The organism is Hydrogenophaga sp. L76 (assembly GCF_057654755.1).
Genome location: NZ_CM172807.1, coordinates 2,921,896 through 2,938,654, shown reverse-complemented (window position 1 = coordinate 2,938,654; position 16,759 = coordinate 2,921,896). Strand labels below are relative to the sequence as shown.

12 protein-coding genes are annotated in these 16,759 nt (G+C 67.5%); 5 read left to right on the top strand and 7 right to left on the bottom strand.

Annotated elements, in window-relative coordinates:
- Window positions 1-91: 91 nt before the first annotated feature.
- From AC23D4_RS14140 to AC23D4_RS14110, 7 genes are all read right to left on the bottom strand, one after another.
- Complete coding sequence (locus AC23D4_RS14140) at window positions 92-2,146, bottom strand: carboxypeptidase-like regulatory domain-containing protein (protein WP_487623629.1); 2,055 nt, start codon at window positions 2,144-2,146, stop codon at window positions 92-94.
- Window positions 2,143-2,976, bottom strand: coding sequence for a fimbrial biogenesis chaperone (locus tag AC23D4_RS14135; RefSeq protein ID WP_472888668.1), 834 nt, complete (start codon window positions 2,974-2,976; stop codon window positions 2,143-2,145). The genes AC23D4_RS14140 and AC23D4_RS14135 overlap by 4 nt, the downstream gene beginning before the upstream one ends.
- Window positions 2,973-3,458 (bottom strand): hypothetical protein, encoded by a 486-nt coding sequence (locus AC23D4_RS14130; protein WP_472888669.1) that lies wholly within the window; start codon window positions 3,456-3,458, stop codon window positions 2,973-2,975. Before AC23D4_RS14130 ends, AC23D4_RS14135 begins: the two co-directional genes overlap by 4 nt.
- The gene (locus AC23D4_RS14125; protein ID WP_472888670.1) at window positions 3,455-4,090 is read right to left on the bottom strand and encodes a hypothetical protein; all 636 of its coding nucleotides are present in this window, start codon (window positions 4,088-4,090) and stop codon (window positions 3,455-3,457) included. Before AC23D4_RS14125 ends, AC23D4_RS14130 begins: the two co-directional genes overlap by 4 nt.
- Window positions 4,091-4,233: 143 nt before the next feature.
- Window positions 4,234-4,806 (bottom strand): hypothetical protein, encoded by a 573-nt coding sequence (locus AC23D4_RS14120; RefSeq protein ID WP_472888671.1) that lies wholly within the window; start codon window positions 4,804-4,806, stop codon window positions 4,234-4,236.
- Between the two features lie 195 nt (window positions 4,807-5,001).
- The gene (locus AC23D4_RS14115) at window positions 5,002-5,511 is read right to left on the bottom strand and encodes an Lrp/AsnC family transcriptional regulator (protein WP_472888672.1); all 510 of its coding nucleotides are present in this window, start codon (window positions 5,509-5,511) and stop codon (window positions 5,002-5,004) included.
- Window positions 5,489-6,772, bottom strand: coding sequence for a glycosyltransferase family 2 protein (locus tag AC23D4_RS14110; RefSeq protein WP_472888673.1), 1,284 nt, complete (start codon window positions 6,770-6,772; stop codon window positions 5,489-5,491). Before AC23D4_RS14110 ends, AC23D4_RS14115 begins: the two co-directional genes overlap by 23 nt.
- Window positions 6,773-7,141: 369 nt before the next feature.
- Here AC23D4_RS14110 and AC23D4_RS14105 point away from each other — a divergent pair, with 369 nt between their 5' ends.
- The 5 genes from AC23D4_RS14105 (at window position 7,142) to AC23D4_RS14085 (ending at window position 16,660) form a co-directional block, all read left to right on the top strand.
- On the top strand, window positions 7,142-10,732 hold the full coding sequence (locus tag AC23D4_RS14105) for an indolepyruvate ferredoxin oxidoreductase family protein (protein WP_472888674.1): 3,591 nt from the start codon (window positions 7,142-7,144) through the stop codon (window positions 10,730-10,732).
- A gap of 156 nt (window positions 10,733-10,888) precedes the next feature.
- Window positions 10,889-11,209: a preprotein translocase subunit YajC gene (gene yajC, locus AC23D4_RS14100; RefSeq protein ID WP_305361787.1), complete on the top strand. Its 321-nt coding sequence runs from the start codon at window positions 10,889-10,891 to the stop codon at window positions 11,207-11,209.
- 135 nt (window positions 11,210-11,344) lie between these two features.
- Window positions 11,345-13,225, top strand: a complete 1,881-nt coding sequence (gene secD / locus AC23D4_RS14095; RefSeq protein WP_472888675.1) for a protein translocase subunit SecD — start codon at window positions 11,345-11,347, stop codon at window positions 13,223-13,225.
- A gap of 24 nt (window positions 13,226-13,249) precedes the next feature.
- Window positions 13,250-14,206, top strand: coding sequence for a protein translocase subunit SecF (gene secF, locus AC23D4_RS14090; protein ID WP_472888676.1), 957 nt, complete (start codon window positions 13,250-13,252; stop codon window positions 14,204-14,206).
- A gap of 72 nt (window positions 14,207-14,278) precedes the next feature.
- On the top strand, window positions 14,279-16,660 hold the full coding sequence (locus tag AC23D4_RS14085; RefSeq protein ID WP_472888677.1) for a DUF1631 family protein: 2,382 nt from the start codon (window positions 14,279-14,281) through the stop codon (window positions 16,658-16,660).
- The last annotated feature ends 99 nt before the right edge of the window (window positions 16,661-16,759 follow it).

The window sequence follows — 16,759 nt, the reverse complement described above, 5'->3', positions numbered from 1 at the left end:
CTCCTGAATGCACGCAATGTTTGTATGTTACGACATGATGGATTGAGATGTCCATGCATCCTTCCCAAGAAGCTGAAGTGCGGGGGCGCTGTCAATCCGTGCGCTGCACCGGCAGGCTGAGCTGGGTGGTTTCGCGCAGGCGCACGTCAACCCTGGCCTGGCCTTCGTCGACCACGCTCCAGGGCAGGGGCAGGGTTTCGTTGCGCACGCTGACGGTGCGCGGGCCGCTGGCGACGAAGGGAAATTCGAACCGGCCCTGGGCGTCGGTGCGCACGGCGTAGCGGTTGTCAAGGTAGATGGTGACGCCGGGGGCGCCGGTTTCGCTGGCTTCCTGGGTGCCGCTGCGGTTGGCGTCGAAATAGACCACGCCTTCGATGCGGCCGCCGCCTTCGCTGGGGAGGCCGCCGAGGGGCACGCGGCGGCTGCCGGCCTGCAGTTCGTAGCGCAGCACGGCGTAGAAGCTGCGGTCGCTGTCGGTCGGGGTGTCGGTGACGATGGGGGCGAGAGGGTCGAGCGGGCGCACGGTGCGGCGCTGGCCGAGGCTGCGGGTGTATTGGCCTTCGAGGCTCCAGCGGGGGTTGATGCGCCAGGCGCTGCCGAGGTTGACGCCGTGGCGGCGGGCGCCGTGGTGGCTTTGTTCGGTTTGCAGGGTGCCGCGCAGGGTGGCGTTGTCGCCGAGGGGGGCGGTGATGGCGAGGGCGGCGGACCAGCGGGTTTCGTCGGCCGCGTTGCCGCTGTGGGGGCTGTCGTCGGGGTCGGTGCTGGCGCGGTCGCGGATGAGGCCGAGGCTGGTGGAGACGCTCCAGCCCTGGGGCACGGCCCAGTCCTGGTCGTAGCTGATGGCTTGTGAGCGGTTCTGGCTGGCGGCGCCGCTGCCGCCGCTGAGGGTGAGGCGCAGGCCGCTGGTGCCGAGCGGGTTTTGCCAGCGCCAGTCGCCGTAGCTGCTCCAGGCGTCGCCGTCGAAGTGGCGCACGGAGGCGCCGGCGCCGAGGGTGCTGGCGCGGCTGAGGCGCCAGCGCGCGCTGCCCGAGGCGTAGCTGCCGGCGCGGGTGCGCCCGCTGATGGAGCGCAGCCAGTCGATGGAGCCTTCGGCGGACCACTGGCGGGTGCGCCATTCGCTGCGCAGGGTGGCGCCCTGCACGTCGGCGGGCATGGCCTGGCCGGCCCAGCTGAGCCCGGGGTCGAGGTGGTAGAGGCCGATGCCGTGCTGGCGGGGGCCGTCGTCCCATTCGCTGTCGATCCAGAAGCCCTGGGCGCTGCGGCCCGGGCGGGTGGGCGCGGTCGGGTCGGCGGTTGTGGCGGGTGTGGCGGCGTCGCGGCTGAACAGGAGCTGGCCCTGGGTGTGGCGGTTGTCGCCTTCGTGGCGCAGGGCGATCAGGGTGGCGCTGGCGTTGACGGGGGTGCCGGTGTCCAGAGTCTGGCCGAGGGCGGTGACGCGGTGGGCGTCTTCGTGTTGCAGGGCCAGGGTCCAGCCGGGCAGGCCGAGCGGGTCGGTGCTGTCGGGGCGGGGGTCGAGCTGCCATTGGGCGCCGAGCGTGGTGCGCCGACCGCCGAGGCCGCGGAAGCCGCTGGCGGGCACGCTTTCGAGCTGGCCGGGTTCGCCGCTGCCGGCTTGCAGGGCGAGGCCGCTGGCGGGGTTGAGCCATTCGCCGGCCAGGCCGCGCAGGGTGGCCGAGGGCAGGAACACGCGTGAGGGCCGGCGGGTGATGGCGGGCGCGGGCGCGACCATGAGGCCGGCTTCGTGGTTGCCGATCCAGCCGCCAGCAAGGGGCAGGCCGCGCTGGCGCAGGGAGAGCGTGCCGCGGCTTTCGCGCGGGCTGAGGCTGCCGTCGATGGAGAGCGCACCGTGGTTGGGGGTGTCGAGCAGGCCGTAGACGGCGAAGGCGGTCTGGGTCTGGCGCTCGGTGTCGAAGGGCTGGGTGCCGAGGCGGGTTTCGAGGCGCAGGAAGCGCGGCCAGCCGGCGCGGTTGTATTCGAAGGCGCTGCCGTCGTCGTCGTCGAGCGGTGCGAGGCCTTCGATGACGCGGTCCTGGTAGCCGGTGGGTGCGGGGGCTTCAGCGGCGGCGGGTGTTTGCGCGTGCAGGCCCGGCGCGAACGCGCCGAAGAGGGCCAGCAGGCCGCAGGCCACGCACCCTCCTGAGGTCATGGGGCGAAGCGCGCGTCCAGCGGCAGGCGGTTGGCGCCCCATTCGAGGCTGCCTTTGACCTGGAGCGGGAAACGGATGTCGGGCACGGTCTGGCCGTTTTCGGCCACGGGGATGAGCGCGATGCGGCGGGTTTCGCCGGGCAGGATGGGCAGGTCGGCGGGGGCCATTTCGAAGCGGGCGCCAGCGGCGTCGGTGCCGTTGACGAAGCCTTCGAGGCGGCCGTGGGCGTTGCCGGTGTTGCGCACGTCGAGCGTGGCGGTGGGTTGGCCGTTGACCGGGCTGACCTGCAGGGTGCTGATGGCGAGCTGGGGCGCGGCGCCACCGATGGCGGCGTAGACGATGACGCCGATGCGCCCGCCGACGGGGAAGCTGATGGCGCCCTGCACCTTGGCAGGGTCGAGGCCTTCGACCATGAGGGCGAAGCGGCATTCGCGCGGCGGGGTGCCGGCGGGCGGACTGATCTCGAAGCGGAAGCGGTAGCGCGCGCCGGGTTCGATGCTGAGTTCGCGCCGTTCGAGGGCGACCCAGGGGCGGCAGCTGTCGGGGGCGAGTTCGGTGCTGAAGCTGACGGCGTTGTCGGCGTTGAAGGTCCAGTCGGCGGTGTAGACGCGGTAGTTGCCTTTTTGCTGGCCGACGTGCTGGATTTCGAGCACCTGGCGCAGGGGCTTGCCGGCGTCGGCCTGCACTTCAAAGCGCGGCGGCGAGATGTAGGCGGCGAAGCCCTGGGCAAACGCGGTGCCGGGCAGCAGGGCAGCGAGTCCCAGGGCGGCGGTCAGGAGCGCCGCGGTCAGGCGGGAGGCGGGCAGGCGGGAGGCGGGCAGGAGGTTCATGGGCGCTGGGTGCCGGGGGTCGAGTCGGTGTCGATCTCGAAATGGAAGTGGAGGCGGCGGCTGGCGCTTTGCCAGTCGGGGCCGGAGCGCAGGCGCACGAGCATCTGGTCGCTCAGGGTGCCGGCGCTGATGGGGCCGGCGTAGACCAGGGCGCGTTCACCCGAGACGAGGCGCCCGGCGAGCAGCTGGCCGTCGGTGGTCCAGACGGCTTCGAGGGTGGCGCTTTCGTCGCGCGGCAGCACCATGTAGACGCGGCCGCTGCGGCCGATCCAGGCCTGGGTGTCGATGCGGATGTTGACGCGCACCCAGGCTTCCATGCCACCGTCGACGTCGCTGCGGGTCTGCGGCCGCCACTGCATCTGGGCGGTGGGCGGCACGGTGTGGCTGAGCGAGTCGTCGAGCCGGTGGGTTTCGGCGCTGGCCGCGCCGGCGGCGAGGGCCAGCAGCAGGGCGGCGGCGGTGCGGCGGGCGGTGGGCGTCATGGGGTGGTCAGGGTGTAGGTGACCTGGCCGGTGTAGGTGCCGGCGGCCCGGATGGCGCTGTTGGCGTAGCGGAAGGTGTGGCAGTTTTCGATGTAGCGGTTGGCCGGGATGGTGGCCAGGTTCTGCGTGCCGCCGTTGAAGGTGCCCGCGGGTATGACGCCGGGCACGCTGCTGCCGGGCGCGGAGACGGTCCAGCTGATCTGGCTGAAGGGGATGGTGTCGCCGGCGGCGTTGGTCAGGTTGGCGGGCGATGTCACGCGCAGGGTGGCGCTCGCGGGTTGGTTGTTGCGGTCGCGGCGGTAGGACGCGCCGATCATGACCTGCGTGCCCGGGTTGGGGCAGGTGGCGTAGTTGTCGCCATAGAGGCTGCGTGACTGGGTGCTGTCGCTCGTCATGGCCTGGGGCGTGCCGCTGAGCAACTGGGCGGTATCGAGGCTGACGGTGACCAGGTTGACGGTGCCGATGTCGCCATCGTACGTGCCGTTGCCGACGTGCAGGAAGACGCGGCGCGGCGCGGCGGCGATGGTGAGCGACCAGGCGTGGGCCATGGCCGTTTCAGCACCCCACAGCACGAGCAGCGCCAGGGCGGTGAGCTGGCGGGCGGTGGGCGGGCGCTGGACGGTCGGCTTCATGGGCGCGTTGTGATCGGCAGGGGGTTGGCGGTTCCGCACGGGACGGCGCTCAAAAAACAAACGGAGGGCTGCTGCGCGCTGGCCCTCCGCTGGTTGGTTGGTGGCCGGTCGGGGTGCCCGGCCGGCCTGCGCTTGCCGCTGAATCAGGGAGCGACGGCGGTGTAGGTGACTTGCGTGGTGTAGGTGCCGGCACCCACGGGAGCGGTGGCGCCCTGGTGGTTGTAGCTGAAAGCCCAGGTGCCACTGCGGTTGACGATGCCCGCCGAGGTCGCTGGCACCGTGATGGCGGTAGCGTTGAAGGCCGGGTGGGCCAGGTTGCCGGTCGGGGTGGTCACGGCAATTTGCGACAACGGGATGGAGTTGGGGCCGTTGCTCAGGTTGGCGCCGGTGGATCCGAATTCCACGCTGCCCGCGTTGGACAGCAGGGCGACCTGCACCGGGCTGCCGGTGGAGGGGTTGATCGTGCCGTCCACGCTGGCCTGCGGATCGGTCAGCACGAAGGCCACTTCATTGACCGTGTTGTCGTTCGAGAGGATGTCACCGGTGCCGACCTTGAGGGCGATGAAAGCGGGGATCTCGATGCGGAAGTTCAGACGCGCTTGCGCACCGGGGCCGGCGGTTGCGGTATCGGTCACCAGTTGGGATTCGGCCGAAGCCAGCAGGGGGGCGGCCAGCGCCAGGGCCACTGCGGTTTTGACGAACAGAGAATTTTTCACGACGTTTCCTTGGATTTGAGAGAGATCAGCTTGGACACTTTCTGGTTAATGAACCGCAGTGTTCTGGGGTGCATGTTACAAAAAGCGACAGTCTCAGGCAACCGGGTACGTATGAAAAAATGCACAAATTCAATGGTTTACGACAGATATGTCAACCAACGGTGGAATTTTCAGGACGGGCGGTATCCAAAAGGTTCAAGTTTTGCGTCCGCCGGTCGTGGCTAGTGATTTAGTCAACAAATGCGAGAGCGGCAAAGCGCCCGCGGCCTTCACTTCGCCGAGCGAAAAGCTGGTGTGCAGGTCTTTGACGTTGGGCAGGTTGATCAGCACTTCGCGCGCGAAACGGCTGAATTCGCCCAGGTCGGGGCAGACGACCTGCAGCTCGAAGGTGCCGGAGCCGCTGATGTAGTGGCAGGAGACGATTTCGGGGATGTCGCGGATGGCCGCTTCCATCTGGCGCAGGGCATCGCCGCTGTTGCGTTCGGCGTCGATGCGCACGAAGGCCAGCACGCCCAGGCCGATCTTGCTGCGGTTGATCTCGGCGCGGTAACCGAGGATGAACCCGGCCTCTTCCAGCGCCCGCACGCGCCGCCAGCACGGCGCCGCCGACAGGCCCACGCGGCTGGCCAGCTCGGCGTTGGTGAGCCGGCCATCGGTCTGCAATTCGTTCAGGATGGCGGTGTCAAACTTGTCGAGTGTTTCCATGATGGATGGTGTTCGCGTTGGCGTTGGGCGGGATCGTCTGGGTGACGTGTCCACCGGGGGTCAATGCGCGGACGGCGATGTCCTGCGCGGTGAGCGGGCCGGATTTTCGGATGCGGATTTCGAAGCCGCTGCGCAGTGGGGCCGGGGGGTAGTGCTGCAGGACGTCGGGCCGCTCGACGGCCTGCCAGCTTTCGATGGGGACGGCGCTGCCCTGGACCGTGACGATGAATCCGGCGGCGGGCTGGGCTTTCCAGAGCAGGGCCCAGCCGGTGATCTTGAGGCATCCGGCCTGCTCTTCCAGGATGTCGACACTGCCCACCACGGGCAGCTGGAGGCTGGCGCCGTCGGCCTCGGGTGGGGCTGCGGATTTCGCCATCAGGCCGGCAGGGTCGGCCAGGCCGAGGTGCCCGGCGATGGCCTGGTACCGGGCGGTCAGGTCGGCGATGTGCTGCGGGCACGGCGGGGCGGGCACTTCGTTGTTGTCGTGGTGGAGAAAGAACTGGTCGTCGAGCTGGTGGTCCTCCTGGAAGGCCCTGCCGCGCGGGGCTTTGCGGAGCATGAACTCGGCATAGGACTTGACGACATAGTGGTTGATGCGAAACCGCGTCCAGCAGACATCACCGGACTGGCTCGGGTTGCGCTGGCCGGCGTAAAAGTAGTCGCGCTTTTCGGTGCCATCGGTGTGCAGGTAACGGTAGCCAGGCTTCAGCTGGCAGCTGTGCGGGCAGACGAATCCGGCAAAGGCGTCCATCCGGATGATGGACTTGAAGTGGTGGTTCAGGTGGTCCTGCTGCGGTACATGGTGCAGGAAGCGCTCCGTCACGAGCCCGCTTTCTTCGGCCAGTTGCATGGATGAGCCGTAGGTGGCCCAGTTCAGCGCCAGTGCCCCGACATCGGGGTGGGCCTGGAGGGTGTCTTGCAGGAGCCCGGACACCGTGTCCAGGTACTGGCCGGGCCAGAGAAACTCGTCGGCGTCCTGGAAGGCCATCCAGTCGACTTCATGGCCATGGCGGCGGACGATTTCTTCGTAGACGGCCAGCTGCGGGTTGGTGTCCGGCATCGTGGCATAGGTGAAGCAGGTGATGGGCAGTGTCTGGCTCAGCGCCTGAAGCAGGGGCCAGGTGTGGTCGCTGCTGTCGTTGCTGACGATATAGACATGGTCGAACCCCATCAGGAGGTGGTGCGCCAGCCACTCGATCAGGTACCGGCCTTCGTTTTTCACGATGGCGGCCAGGCCGACACGGGGTTTGTGTGTGTTCATGGGTATCAAGCCGGACGGGCACCGGGACGGGGGGCGCGGTGGGGGGAGGCAAACGTAACAAGTTGATTCTATGGTTGGTGAAAAAGCATGAAATGCCTGTTGCACATGAGCGCCAGAACAGGCCGGGTGGTGGGCGCCCGCGGTCACGTTGCTGCAGTGCGGTGCGACCAGGCGTGTTCAATCTTCCAATAACAGGATACAGAAGGAAAGAATCTTTCTTGAATGGGGCAAACACGGACATGGAAAGCAAACACCTGTCAGCGCCCGGGTCATACACTGTGCGGCACACTGAAAGCGGCTGACAGAGCCGGTTGCCGGTGTTCCACGCCGCTCACGAGGCGGCTCCCAGACTTGCCAGGAGACAACAAGATGAACGCCCCACTGCCCGAACACATCCGCCGCGCGCTCGAAACCGTCACGCTCGACGACAAATATTCCCTCGACCACGGCCGCGCCTTCATGAGCGGCGTGCAGGCGCTGGTGAAGCTGCCGATGCTGCAGCGCCAGCGCGATGCGCTGCAGGGCAAGAACACGGCGGGTTTCGTCAGCGGTTACCGCGGTTCGCCGCTCGGCGGCTACGACCAGGCGCTGCAGAAGGCCGCGCCCTACCTGAAGGCACAGAACATCGTGTTCCAGCCGGGCGTGAACGAAGAGCTGGCGGCGACCGCGCTCTGGGGCACGCAGCAGCTGGGTTTTGCCCCGCCCGGCTCCAACAAGTTCGACGGCGTGTTCGGCATCTGGTACGGCAAGGGCCCGGGCGTGGACCGTTGTTCCGATGTGTTCAAGCACGCCAACATGGCGGGCACCACGCCCTGGGGCGGCGTGATCGCGGTGGCCGGTGACGACCACGTGGCCAAGAGCAGCACCGCCGCGCACCAGAGCGACCACATCTTCAAGGCCTGTGGCCTGCCGGTGTTTTTCCCGTCCACGGTGCAGGACATCCTGGACCTGGGCGTGCACGCCATCGCCATGAGCCGTTTCAGTGGCGTCTGGGCGGGCATGAAGACGATCCAGGAAATCGTCGAATCCAGCGCCACGGCCATGATCGACCCCGAGCGGGTCGAGATCGTGATTCCCGAGTTCGACATGCCGCCCGGCGGCCTGCACATCCGCTGGCCGGACGCCGCGCTGGAGCAGGAGGCGCGCCTGTTTGACTACAAGTGGTACGCGGCGCTGGCCTACATCCGCGCCAACAAGCTCAACCACAACGTGATCGCCGGCCCGAACGACCGCTTCGGCATCATCGCCAGCGGCAAGGCGTTCAACGACACGCGCCAGGCGCTGCTGGACCTGGGCCTGGACGATGCCACCTGCCAGCGCATCGGCCTGCGCCTGCACAAGGTGAACGTGGTCTGGCCGCTGGAGGCGCAGACCACGCGCGAATTCGCCACCGGCCTGCGCGAGATCCTGGTGGTGGAAGAGAAGCGCCAGGTCATCGAATACCAGCTGAAGGAAGAGCTCTACAACTGGCGCGGCGACGTGCGGCCCAACGTGCTGGGCAAGTTCGACGAGGTCGAAGGCGATTTTTCGGGCGGCGAATGGAGCATGCCCAACCCGAGTGCCCACACCCTGCTGCGGGCGAATGCCGACCTCACGCCGTCCATCATCGCGCGCGCCGTGGCCCGCCGCCTGCGCAAGCTGGGTGTGCCAGACGACGTGATGGCGCGCATCGACGCGCAGCTCGCCATCTACACGGCGCAGGAGCAGTCGATGCAGACGCTGCTGACCCAGGGCGTGGAAGGCGCCGAGCGCCAGCCCTGGTTCTGCTCGGGCTGCCCGCACAACACCAGCACCCGCGTGCCCGAGGGCTCGCGCGCCATGGCCGGCATCGGCTGCCATTTCATGACCATCTGGATGGACCGCGCCACCGTGGGCTTCACCCAGATGGGTGGCGAGGGCGTGCCGTGGATCGGGCAGCAGCCGTTCAGCCACGACCAGCACATGTTCGCCAACCTGGGCGACGGCACCTACTTCCACAGCGGCATCCTGGCGATCCGCCAGAGCATCGCCGCCGGCGTGAACATCACCTACAAGATCCTCTACAACGACGCCGTCGCCATGACCGGTGGCCAGCAGGTGGGCGAACGCCCCGAGGGGCACTCGGTCGTGCAGATCGCGCAGAGCATGCGCGCCGAGGGCGCGGTGAAGATCACCATCGTGACCGACGAGCCGGAGAAATACGCGTCGGTGCAGGGCCTGCCGAGTGGCATCGCGATCCAGCACCGCGACACGCTGGACGCGGTGCAGCGCGAGTTCCGCGAGATCCAGGGCACCACGGTCATCATCTACGACCAGACCTGCGCCACCGAAAAGCGCCGCCGCCGCAAGCGCGGCACCCTGGTGGACCCGGCCGAGCGCGTGGTGATCAATGAGCTGGTGTGCGAAGGCTGTGGCGACTGCAGCGTGCAGAGCAACTGCCTCTCGGTGGAGCCGCTGGAGACCGAGTTCGGCCGCAAGCGCACCATCAACCAGAGCAGCTGCAACAAGGACTTCTCCTGCGTCAAGGGCTTCTGCCCGAGCTTTGTGTCCGTCGAAGGCGGCCAGCTGCGCAAGAAGGACCAGAAGGCCGGCGCGGCGCAATGGACCGGTGGCGCGGTGCCCGTCCCTGCCCTGCCCGCGCTGGGCGACGAGGCCTGGGGCATCATCGTCGCCGGCGTCGGTGGCACCGGTGTCATCACCATCGGCCAGCTGCTGGGCATGGCGGCGCACATCGAGGGCAAGGGCATCGTCACGCAGGACGCGGCGGGCCTGGCCCAGAAGGGCGGCGCGACCTGGAGCCACGTGCTGATCGGCGCGCACCAGGACGCCATCCGCACCACGCGGGTGTCGGCCGCCTCGGCCGACCTGGTGATCGGCTGCGACCCGATCGTGGCCGCACACAAGGAAACCTGGCAGCGCCTGCGCGAAGGCCGCAGCCACGTGGCGCTCAACGCCAGCGCCACGCCGACGGCCGCCTTCGTGACCAACCCGGACTGGCAGAACCCGGCGCAGGCCTGTGTGGACGCACTGACCCGCAGCCTGGGCGCGGACGAGGTGGGCGTGTTCGATGCCGAAGCCGCTTCGACCCGGCTGATGGGCGACAGCATCTACACCAACCCCATGATGCTGGGCTACGCCTGGCAGCGCGGCTGGGTGCCGCTGGGGCACGATGCGCTGATGCGCGCCATCGAGCTGAATGCGGTGCAGGTGGACAAGAACAAGGCTGCGTTTGAATGGGGCCGCCGCGCCGCCTTCAACCCGCAGGCCGTGGCCGCGCTGCTGGCGCCGGCCGGTGCCGGGGCGCAGGTGATCCAGTTCAAGAAACGCGAGAGCGTGGCCGAGCTGATCGCGCGCCGGGTCGAGTTCCTCACCGGCTACCAGAACGCGGCCTACGCGGCCGACTACCAGCACTTCGTGGAGAAGGTGCGGGCGGTGGAAGCGCCGCTGGGCAAGTCCACGCTGACGGCGGCCGTGGCGCGTTACCTCTTCAAGCTGATGGCCTACAAGGACGAGTACGAGGTGGCGCGGCTGCACAGCGACCCGGCGTTCCACGCCCGGCTGGCGAGCCAGTTCGAGGGCGACTTCAAGCTGCGGGTGCACCTGGCGCCGCCGATCCTGGGCAAGAAGAACGAGAAGGGCGAACCGGTGAAGCAGAAGTTCGGACCCTACATGTTCACCGCCTTCCGCTGGCTGGCGAAGTTCAAGGGCCTGCGTGGCACGGCGCTGGACATCTTCGGCCGCACCGAAGAGCGCCGCGCCGAGCGCGCCCTGATCGGTGAATACCGCAGCGCGATCGAGGAGCTGCTGGACACGCTGGACGCGGGCAACCACGCGCTGGCGCTGGAGATCGCCAGCGTGCCCGAGCAGATCAAGGGCTACGGCCACGTGAAGGCGCGCAACCTGGCGGCGGCGAGCAGCCGCTGGGCGGGGCTGCGCGAACAGTGGCGCCGTGGCGAACAGGCCGAAGTGCGCGTGGCCTGACCGTCGCACCCGCCACCACGGGGCCTCTGGTGGCGGCCGCACCGGCCTGCGGGGGGCCGCATACAATCCAAGGCTGATTCCGGATCGCCCGGGTGACCTGTGCGCAGGCTGCCCGGGCATTGGCGTTTTTTGAACTGATTTTTGTTGGAGACCTCTGTGTTCATTTCTTCTGCTTACGCCCAGGCCGCCGCTGGCGGCGACACCCAGTCCACCATCATGGGCCTGCTGCCCCTGGTGCTGATGTTCGTGGTGCTCTATTTCGTGATGATCCGCCCGCAGATGAAGCGCCAGAAAGAGCACAAGGCCATGGTCGAAGCACTGGCCAAGGGTGATGAAGTCGTGACCGCCGGTGGTTTCCTGGGCAAGGTGTCCAAAATCGGCGAAACCTACATCGGTGTGGAACTCGCCAGCGGCGTGGAAGTCCAGATGCAACGTTCTGCCGTGACGCAGGTGCTGCCCAAGGGCACTATTAAGTAAGCCCACCCCTGCGCCGGGCTCACTGCGTGGCCCGTCACCCCCTCAAGGGGGCAGTGCCTGCAGCCCGGCAAAGCCGGTTCTGCGGCACTCTGGATTGAAGACTCCCCTGCGCTGCCGCACTCGAAGCGATTCAACATGAATAGATATCCGCTCTGGAAGTACCTGATCATCGCGGTGGCGCTGGTGATCGGCTTGCTGTATGCCCTGCCCAACCTGTTTGGCGAGTCGCCTGCGGTGCAGGTGTCGGCCGCCCGGACCGCAGTGAAGGTGGATCTCTCCACCGTCACGCGGGTGGAGCAGGCGCTGAGCGCGCAGGGCCTGGTGGCTTCGACGGTGCAGTTCGAGGGCACGTCGGTGCGGGCGCGTTTTGAAGACACCGACACCCAGCTGAAGGCGCGTGACGCCATCGAGCGGGCGCTCAACCCGGATCCGGCCGACCCGAGCCATGTGGTGGCGCTGAGCCTGCTGCCGCGCACGCCCGCCTGGCTGGCGGCGCTGGGCGCTTCGCCCATGTACCTGGGCCTGGACCTGCGCGGCGGCGTGCACTTCATGCTGCAGGTGGACATGCCGGCTGCGCTGCAGCGCCGCGCGGATGTGTTCGCGGGCGATCTGCGCACCGCCCTGCGCGAGAAGAACGTGCGCCACGGCGGCGTCAACCGCAACGGGGTGACCATCGAGGTGCGTGCGCGCGATGCCGCCACGCTGGAAGCGGCGCGTGCCGTGATCCAGGACCAGTTCCCGGACCTGGTGTCCAGCGACACGCCCGACGGCAGCGGGTTCCGGCTGGTGGCCACGATCAAGCCGGAAGCGGCGCGCGCGGTGCAGGACCAGGCGCTCAAGCAGAACATCACCACGTTGCACAACCGCATCAACGAGCTGGGCGTGGCCGAGCCGGTGATCCAGCAGCAGGGGGCGGACCGCATCGTGGTGCAGCTGCCGGGCGTGCAGGACACGGCCAAGGCCAAGGACATCCTGGGCCGCACCGCGACGCTGGAGATGCGCCTGGTGGACGAGAGCGCCGAAGGGCGCGCCGCCGCCGACGGCACGGGGCCGGTGCCGTTCGGCGCCGACCGCTTCCCGATGCGTGACGGGCGCCCGGCGATCGTCAAGAAGCAGGTGCTGGCCACGGGCGAGAACCTGACCGATGCGCAGGCGGGCTTTGACTCGCAGCAGCAGGAACCGAGCGTGACGCTCTACATGGACGCCAAGGGCGGGCGTGTCATGCGCGACGTCAGCCGCGAGAACATCGGCAAGGGCATGGCGATCATCCTGTTCGAAAAGGGCAAGGGCGAGGCGATTTCCGTGGCCACCATCCGCGGTGAACTGGGCAACCGCTTCCAGATATCGGGCAGCATGAACATCGTCGAGGCCAACGACCTGGCGCTGCTGCTGCGCGCGGGTTCGCTGGCCGCCCCGATGGAGATCATCGAGGAGCGCACCATCGGCCCGAGCCTGGGCGCCGAAAACATCGCCAAGGGCTTCAACAGCGTGATGTGGGGCTTTGCGGTGATCGTGTTGTTCATGTGCGCCTACTACATGCTGTTCGGCGTGTTCTCCAGCCTGGCACTGGGTTTCAACCTGGTGTTGCTGGTGGCTGTGCTGTCGATGCTGCAGGCCACGCTGACGCTGCCCGGCATTGCCGCCATGGCGCTGGCGCTGGGCATGGCCATCGACTCCAACGTGCTGATCAACGAGCGCGTGCGCGAGGAACTGCGCAACGGCGCGGCGCCGCAGTCGGCCATCAACGCGGGCTACGAACACGCCTGGGGCACCATCCTGGACTCCAACGTCACGACCCTGATTGCGGGTGTGGCGCTGCTGATTTTCGGCTCGGGCCCGGTGCGCGGGTTTGCGGTGGTGCACTGCATCGGCATCCTGACCAGCATGTTCTCGTCGGTGGTGTTTTCCCGCGGACTGGTCAACCTCTGGTATGGCCGTCAGAAGAAGCTCAAGACCGTGTCGATCGGCACCGTGTGGCGGGCCGGCGGTAAGCCGCCCGCGATCAAGGCCGACTGAGCGGCACACCTTCAAGGAACCAGCATGGAGTTTTTCCGCATCCAGAAGGACATCCCGTTCATGAAGCACGCCATCGTGCTGAACGCGATTTCCGCCATCACCTTTGTCCTCGCGGTCGCGTTCCTTGTGCTCCGCGGGCTCAACCTGTCGGTGGAGTTCACCGGTGGCACGGTCATGGAGGTGGCCTACGAGCAGCCGGCCGACCTGGCCGCCGTGCGCCACGTGGTCGAATCCCTGGGCTACGCCGATGTGCCGGTGCAGAACTTCGGCACGTCGCGCGATGTGTTGCTGCGCCTGCCGGTGCTGGCGGGCAAGAGCTCGGGTGAGCAGAGCGAGGCTGCACTGGCCGCGCTCAAGGCGCAGAACCCCACGGTGGAGCTGCGCCGTTCCGAGTTTGTGGGCCCGCAGGTGGGCCAGGAGCTGGTGGAGGACGGCCTCAAGGCGCTGGCGCTGGTGATCGTCGGCATCATGATCTATCTGGCGGTGCGCTTCGAGTGGAAGTACGCCGTCTCGGCCATCATCGCCAACCTGCACGACGTGGTCATCATCCTGGGCTTCTTTGCGTTCTTCCAGTGGGAGTTTTCGCTCGCGGTGCTGGCGGCGGTGCTGGCGGTGCTGGGTTATTCGGTCAACGAATCCGTGGTGATTTTTGACCGCATCCGCGAGAGTTTCCGCCGCCACCGCAAGAAGACGACGCCGCAGATCATCGACAACGCGATCACCTCCACGATCAGCCGGACCATCATCACCCACGGTTCGACCCAGATCATGGTGCTGTCGATGCTGTTGTTTGGTGGTCCGACGCTGTACTACTTCGCGCTGGCCCTGACCATCGGCATCCTGTTCGGCATCTATTCGTCGGTGTTTGTGGCCGCGGCCATCGCCATGTGGCTGGGCATCAAGCGCGAAGACCTGATCAAGCCGGGCAACAAGGCGTCCGAGGTCGATCCCGGCGACCCCAACGGGGGGGCCGTGGTCTAAGCACAAACACCCGGACTCAGCCCACCTGTTCGTCGAAAGCTCTGAGTCCATTCGTGTCATACTGAAACCATCGTGTCCCTACCTGATCAGCACGTCTCCTCTCTGGCCAAGCAGGCGCGTGAACTCTTTGTGGTTCATGTGGGGCGTGCGCTTCCCGACGTGGTCAAGGCCTGTGACACACGGCTGGCCACCATCCTCGATCAGGCCGGTCCGGCGCGCGAGATGCAGGAGCGCCGCGACGCCTGGCTGGCGTTCCAGAAAAACCAGACCACCTGGCTGAACCAGTCCCGCAAGGTCCTGCAGCGCACCCTGCTGCCGCAAGCGGCTTCGGACAGCCTGGCCAGGAACGAGCCGGGGCGGCTGGAGTTGATGGCCGAAGGCGCCATGGACGACCAGATCCTCGCTTCGCGACTGGCGATGCGTGTGCTGGACCAGGCTTCCACCGAACTCAACGAACTGCGCCTGCGCATCCAGCACCTGGAAAAGCGCCAGGAGCTGCCGCGCGGTGACGTGCTGTTGCCCGACGTCGTGACCCGCATCCTGGTGGACCAGTGGCTGGATGCGCAGATGACCCGCGAGGGCTGGTTGCTGGTGCAGGACGCCCTGGCGCCGATGTTGGCCAAGCGAATGCACGAGGCCTACCAGGCGGCCAACGAACTCCTGGTCTCCAGCGGGGTGATGGAAAAGATCGACCTGCAGGCACTGGTCAGGCGCGCACCCGGGAGCCGTTCGAACGCGCCGGCCGGAGGCGATGCGGCTGCGCAGGGTGCGGATGGCGAAAGCCGTGGCGGTGCGACCGACCCATACGGTCCCGGGTCGGGTGCGGCACCGGCTTCGGGTGGCGTTCAGGGCAGCCCGGGCAGCAGGGACGCACAGCGCAGCGGCATGTCCTCCTCGGCCATGGGTGTGCACGAAGAAACCCGCATGATGACCAGCACTTCGCCGCTGGCCAGGGCCCGCATGCGGGCTCAGGGCGTGGTCGGTCGTCTCAAGCGCATGCTGATCGACCGCGTGGGTGGTGATTTTGAAGCGACGCAGTTGCTGCCACCCTCGCCCCACCTGGTGCAGGCGATGCAGCGCCTTGCCCCCGTGGTCAGTGTCGACGCCGGCTTGCCGCAGACCGGCAGCACCGGTTCGGGCGCGGTGTATGCGGACGCCTCCCATGTCGAGCGTGCGGCCACGGCCCTGCGCCAGCGCACCGTTGAACTCAAGCAGGCCGCCGAGACGCCCACCGAAAGGGCCACCATCGAGGTGGTGGCTCTGATGTTCCAGAGCATCCTGGCCGAGGAGCGCATTCCGGCCACCGTGCGGGTCTGGTTTGCCCGTTTGCAGATCCCGGTGCTGCGGGTGGCGCTGACCGAACCCGAGTTTTTCAGTGCCCTGCAACACCCGGCGCGTCGCCTGATCGATCGCATGGGTTCCTGTGTCATGGGCTTCGAGTCCAATGTCACCTCGACCGCGCTGGAGATGGAAATCAAACGCGTGGTGCAGGTGATCGAACAGTACCCGGAAACCGGACGCCGGGTGTTCCAGCTGGTGTTCGACGAATTCCAGAAGTTCCTGTCCACCTACCTCAGCGAACAGGGCAGCGCCAGCCGGTTCGTCTCGGTGGCCCAGCAGGTGGAGCAGAAGGAAACGCTGTCGGTGCAATACACCATCGAGCTGCGCAAGCTGCTCGACGACCTGCCGGTGCGCGACGAGGTGCGCCAGTTTCTGTTCAAGGTCTGGGTCGAGGTGCTGGCGGTGGCCAGTGTCAAGTTTGGGCTCAAGCACGAAGAAACCACGTCGCTCAAGCGGGTCGCCTCCGATCTGTTGTGGGCAGCGAGTGCCAAACCCAACCGCAACGACCGGGCCCGGGTGATCCAGCAACTGCCCAGCATCCTGCAACGCCTGCGCCAGGGCATGGGCTTGCTCGGCTACCCGGCCGGCCTCCAGGACCAGCACATCAAGTCGGTCAGCGACACCCTGGCCGATGCGTTCATGTCGCGCACGGAGCCGATCTCGCAGGAAAGCCTGGACAAGCTCTCCGAGCGCCTGGCCAACCTGGAAGACTTCCTGCCGGAAAGCGGTACGGACGATCTGGACCTGGACAACGAGAGCATCGAGATGATCACTGGCGTGGACTCCAGCAACATCGAGGTGATCAGGCACGGTGGCAGTCAGCCCAACGAGGCGATGCGGGCCTGGGCGGTGGAGCTGCAGATCGGCTCGTGGTTCGGTCTGGACCACAATGGCAAGCTCAACAGCGTGCAGCTGGCCTGGCGCAGCGACCGTGGCCAGCTCTACATGTTTGTGACCAACAGCGGGCGCTGTTTCCTCGTGCAGGCCAGTCGCGTGGCGGCCTATCTTCAGGCGGGCTTGCTGGTGCCGAGCGAAGACGAGGCGCTGACCGTGCGCGCCACGCGCGATGCGCTCGCCAAGCTGGACGCGAACCCCGAACGGCTGTTGAGCTGATCCCCCCGCGCCGCACCTGCGGTGCGTCACCCCCCAGGGGGAGGAGTTGGCCCACCCCCGTCGCTTGCCCACTTCGTGTGGCCGCTCCGCCCCTCATGG

What these genes read in the sequence shown, in the direction of transcription:
- AC23D4_RS14110 (WP_472888673.1), bottom strand. Translation starts at nt 6,772, where the DNA reads ATGAACACACACAAACCCCGTGTCGGCCTGGCCGCCATCGTGAAAAAC.
- AC23D4_RS14115 (WP_472888672.1), bottom strand. Translation starts at nt 5,511, where the DNA reads ATGGAAACACTCGACAAGTTTGACACCGCCATCCTGAACGAATTGCAG.
- AC23D4_RS14140 (WP_487623629.1), bottom strand. Translation starts at nt 2,146, where the DNA reads ATGACCTCAGGAGGGTGCGTGGCCTGCGGCCTGCTGGCCCTCTTCGGC.
- AC23D4_RS14105 (WP_472888674.1), top strand. Translation starts at nt 7,142, where the DNA reads ATGAACGCCCCACTGCCCGAACACATCCGCCGCGCGCTCGAAACCGTC.
- AC23D4_RS14135 (WP_472888668.1), bottom strand. Translation starts at nt 2,976, where the DNA reads ATGAACCTCCTGCCCGCCTCCCGCCTGCCCGCCTCCCGCCTGACCGCG.
- AC23D4_RS14130 (WP_472888669.1), bottom strand. Translation starts at nt 3,458, where the DNA reads ATGACGCCCACCGCCCGCCGCACCGCCGCCGCCCTGCTGCTGGCCCTC.
- secF (WP_472888676.1), top strand. Translation starts at nt 13,250, where the DNA reads ATGGAGTTTTTCCGCATCCAGAAGGACATCCCGTTCATGAAGCACGCC.
- AC23D4_RS14125 (WP_472888670.1), bottom strand. Translation starts at nt 4,090, where the DNA reads ATGAAGCCGACCGTCCAGCGCCCGCCCACCGCCCGCCAGCTCACCGCC.
- secD (WP_472888675.1), top strand. Translation starts at nt 11,345, where the DNA reads ATGAATAGATATCCGCTCTGGAAGTACCTGATCATCGCGGTGGCGCTG.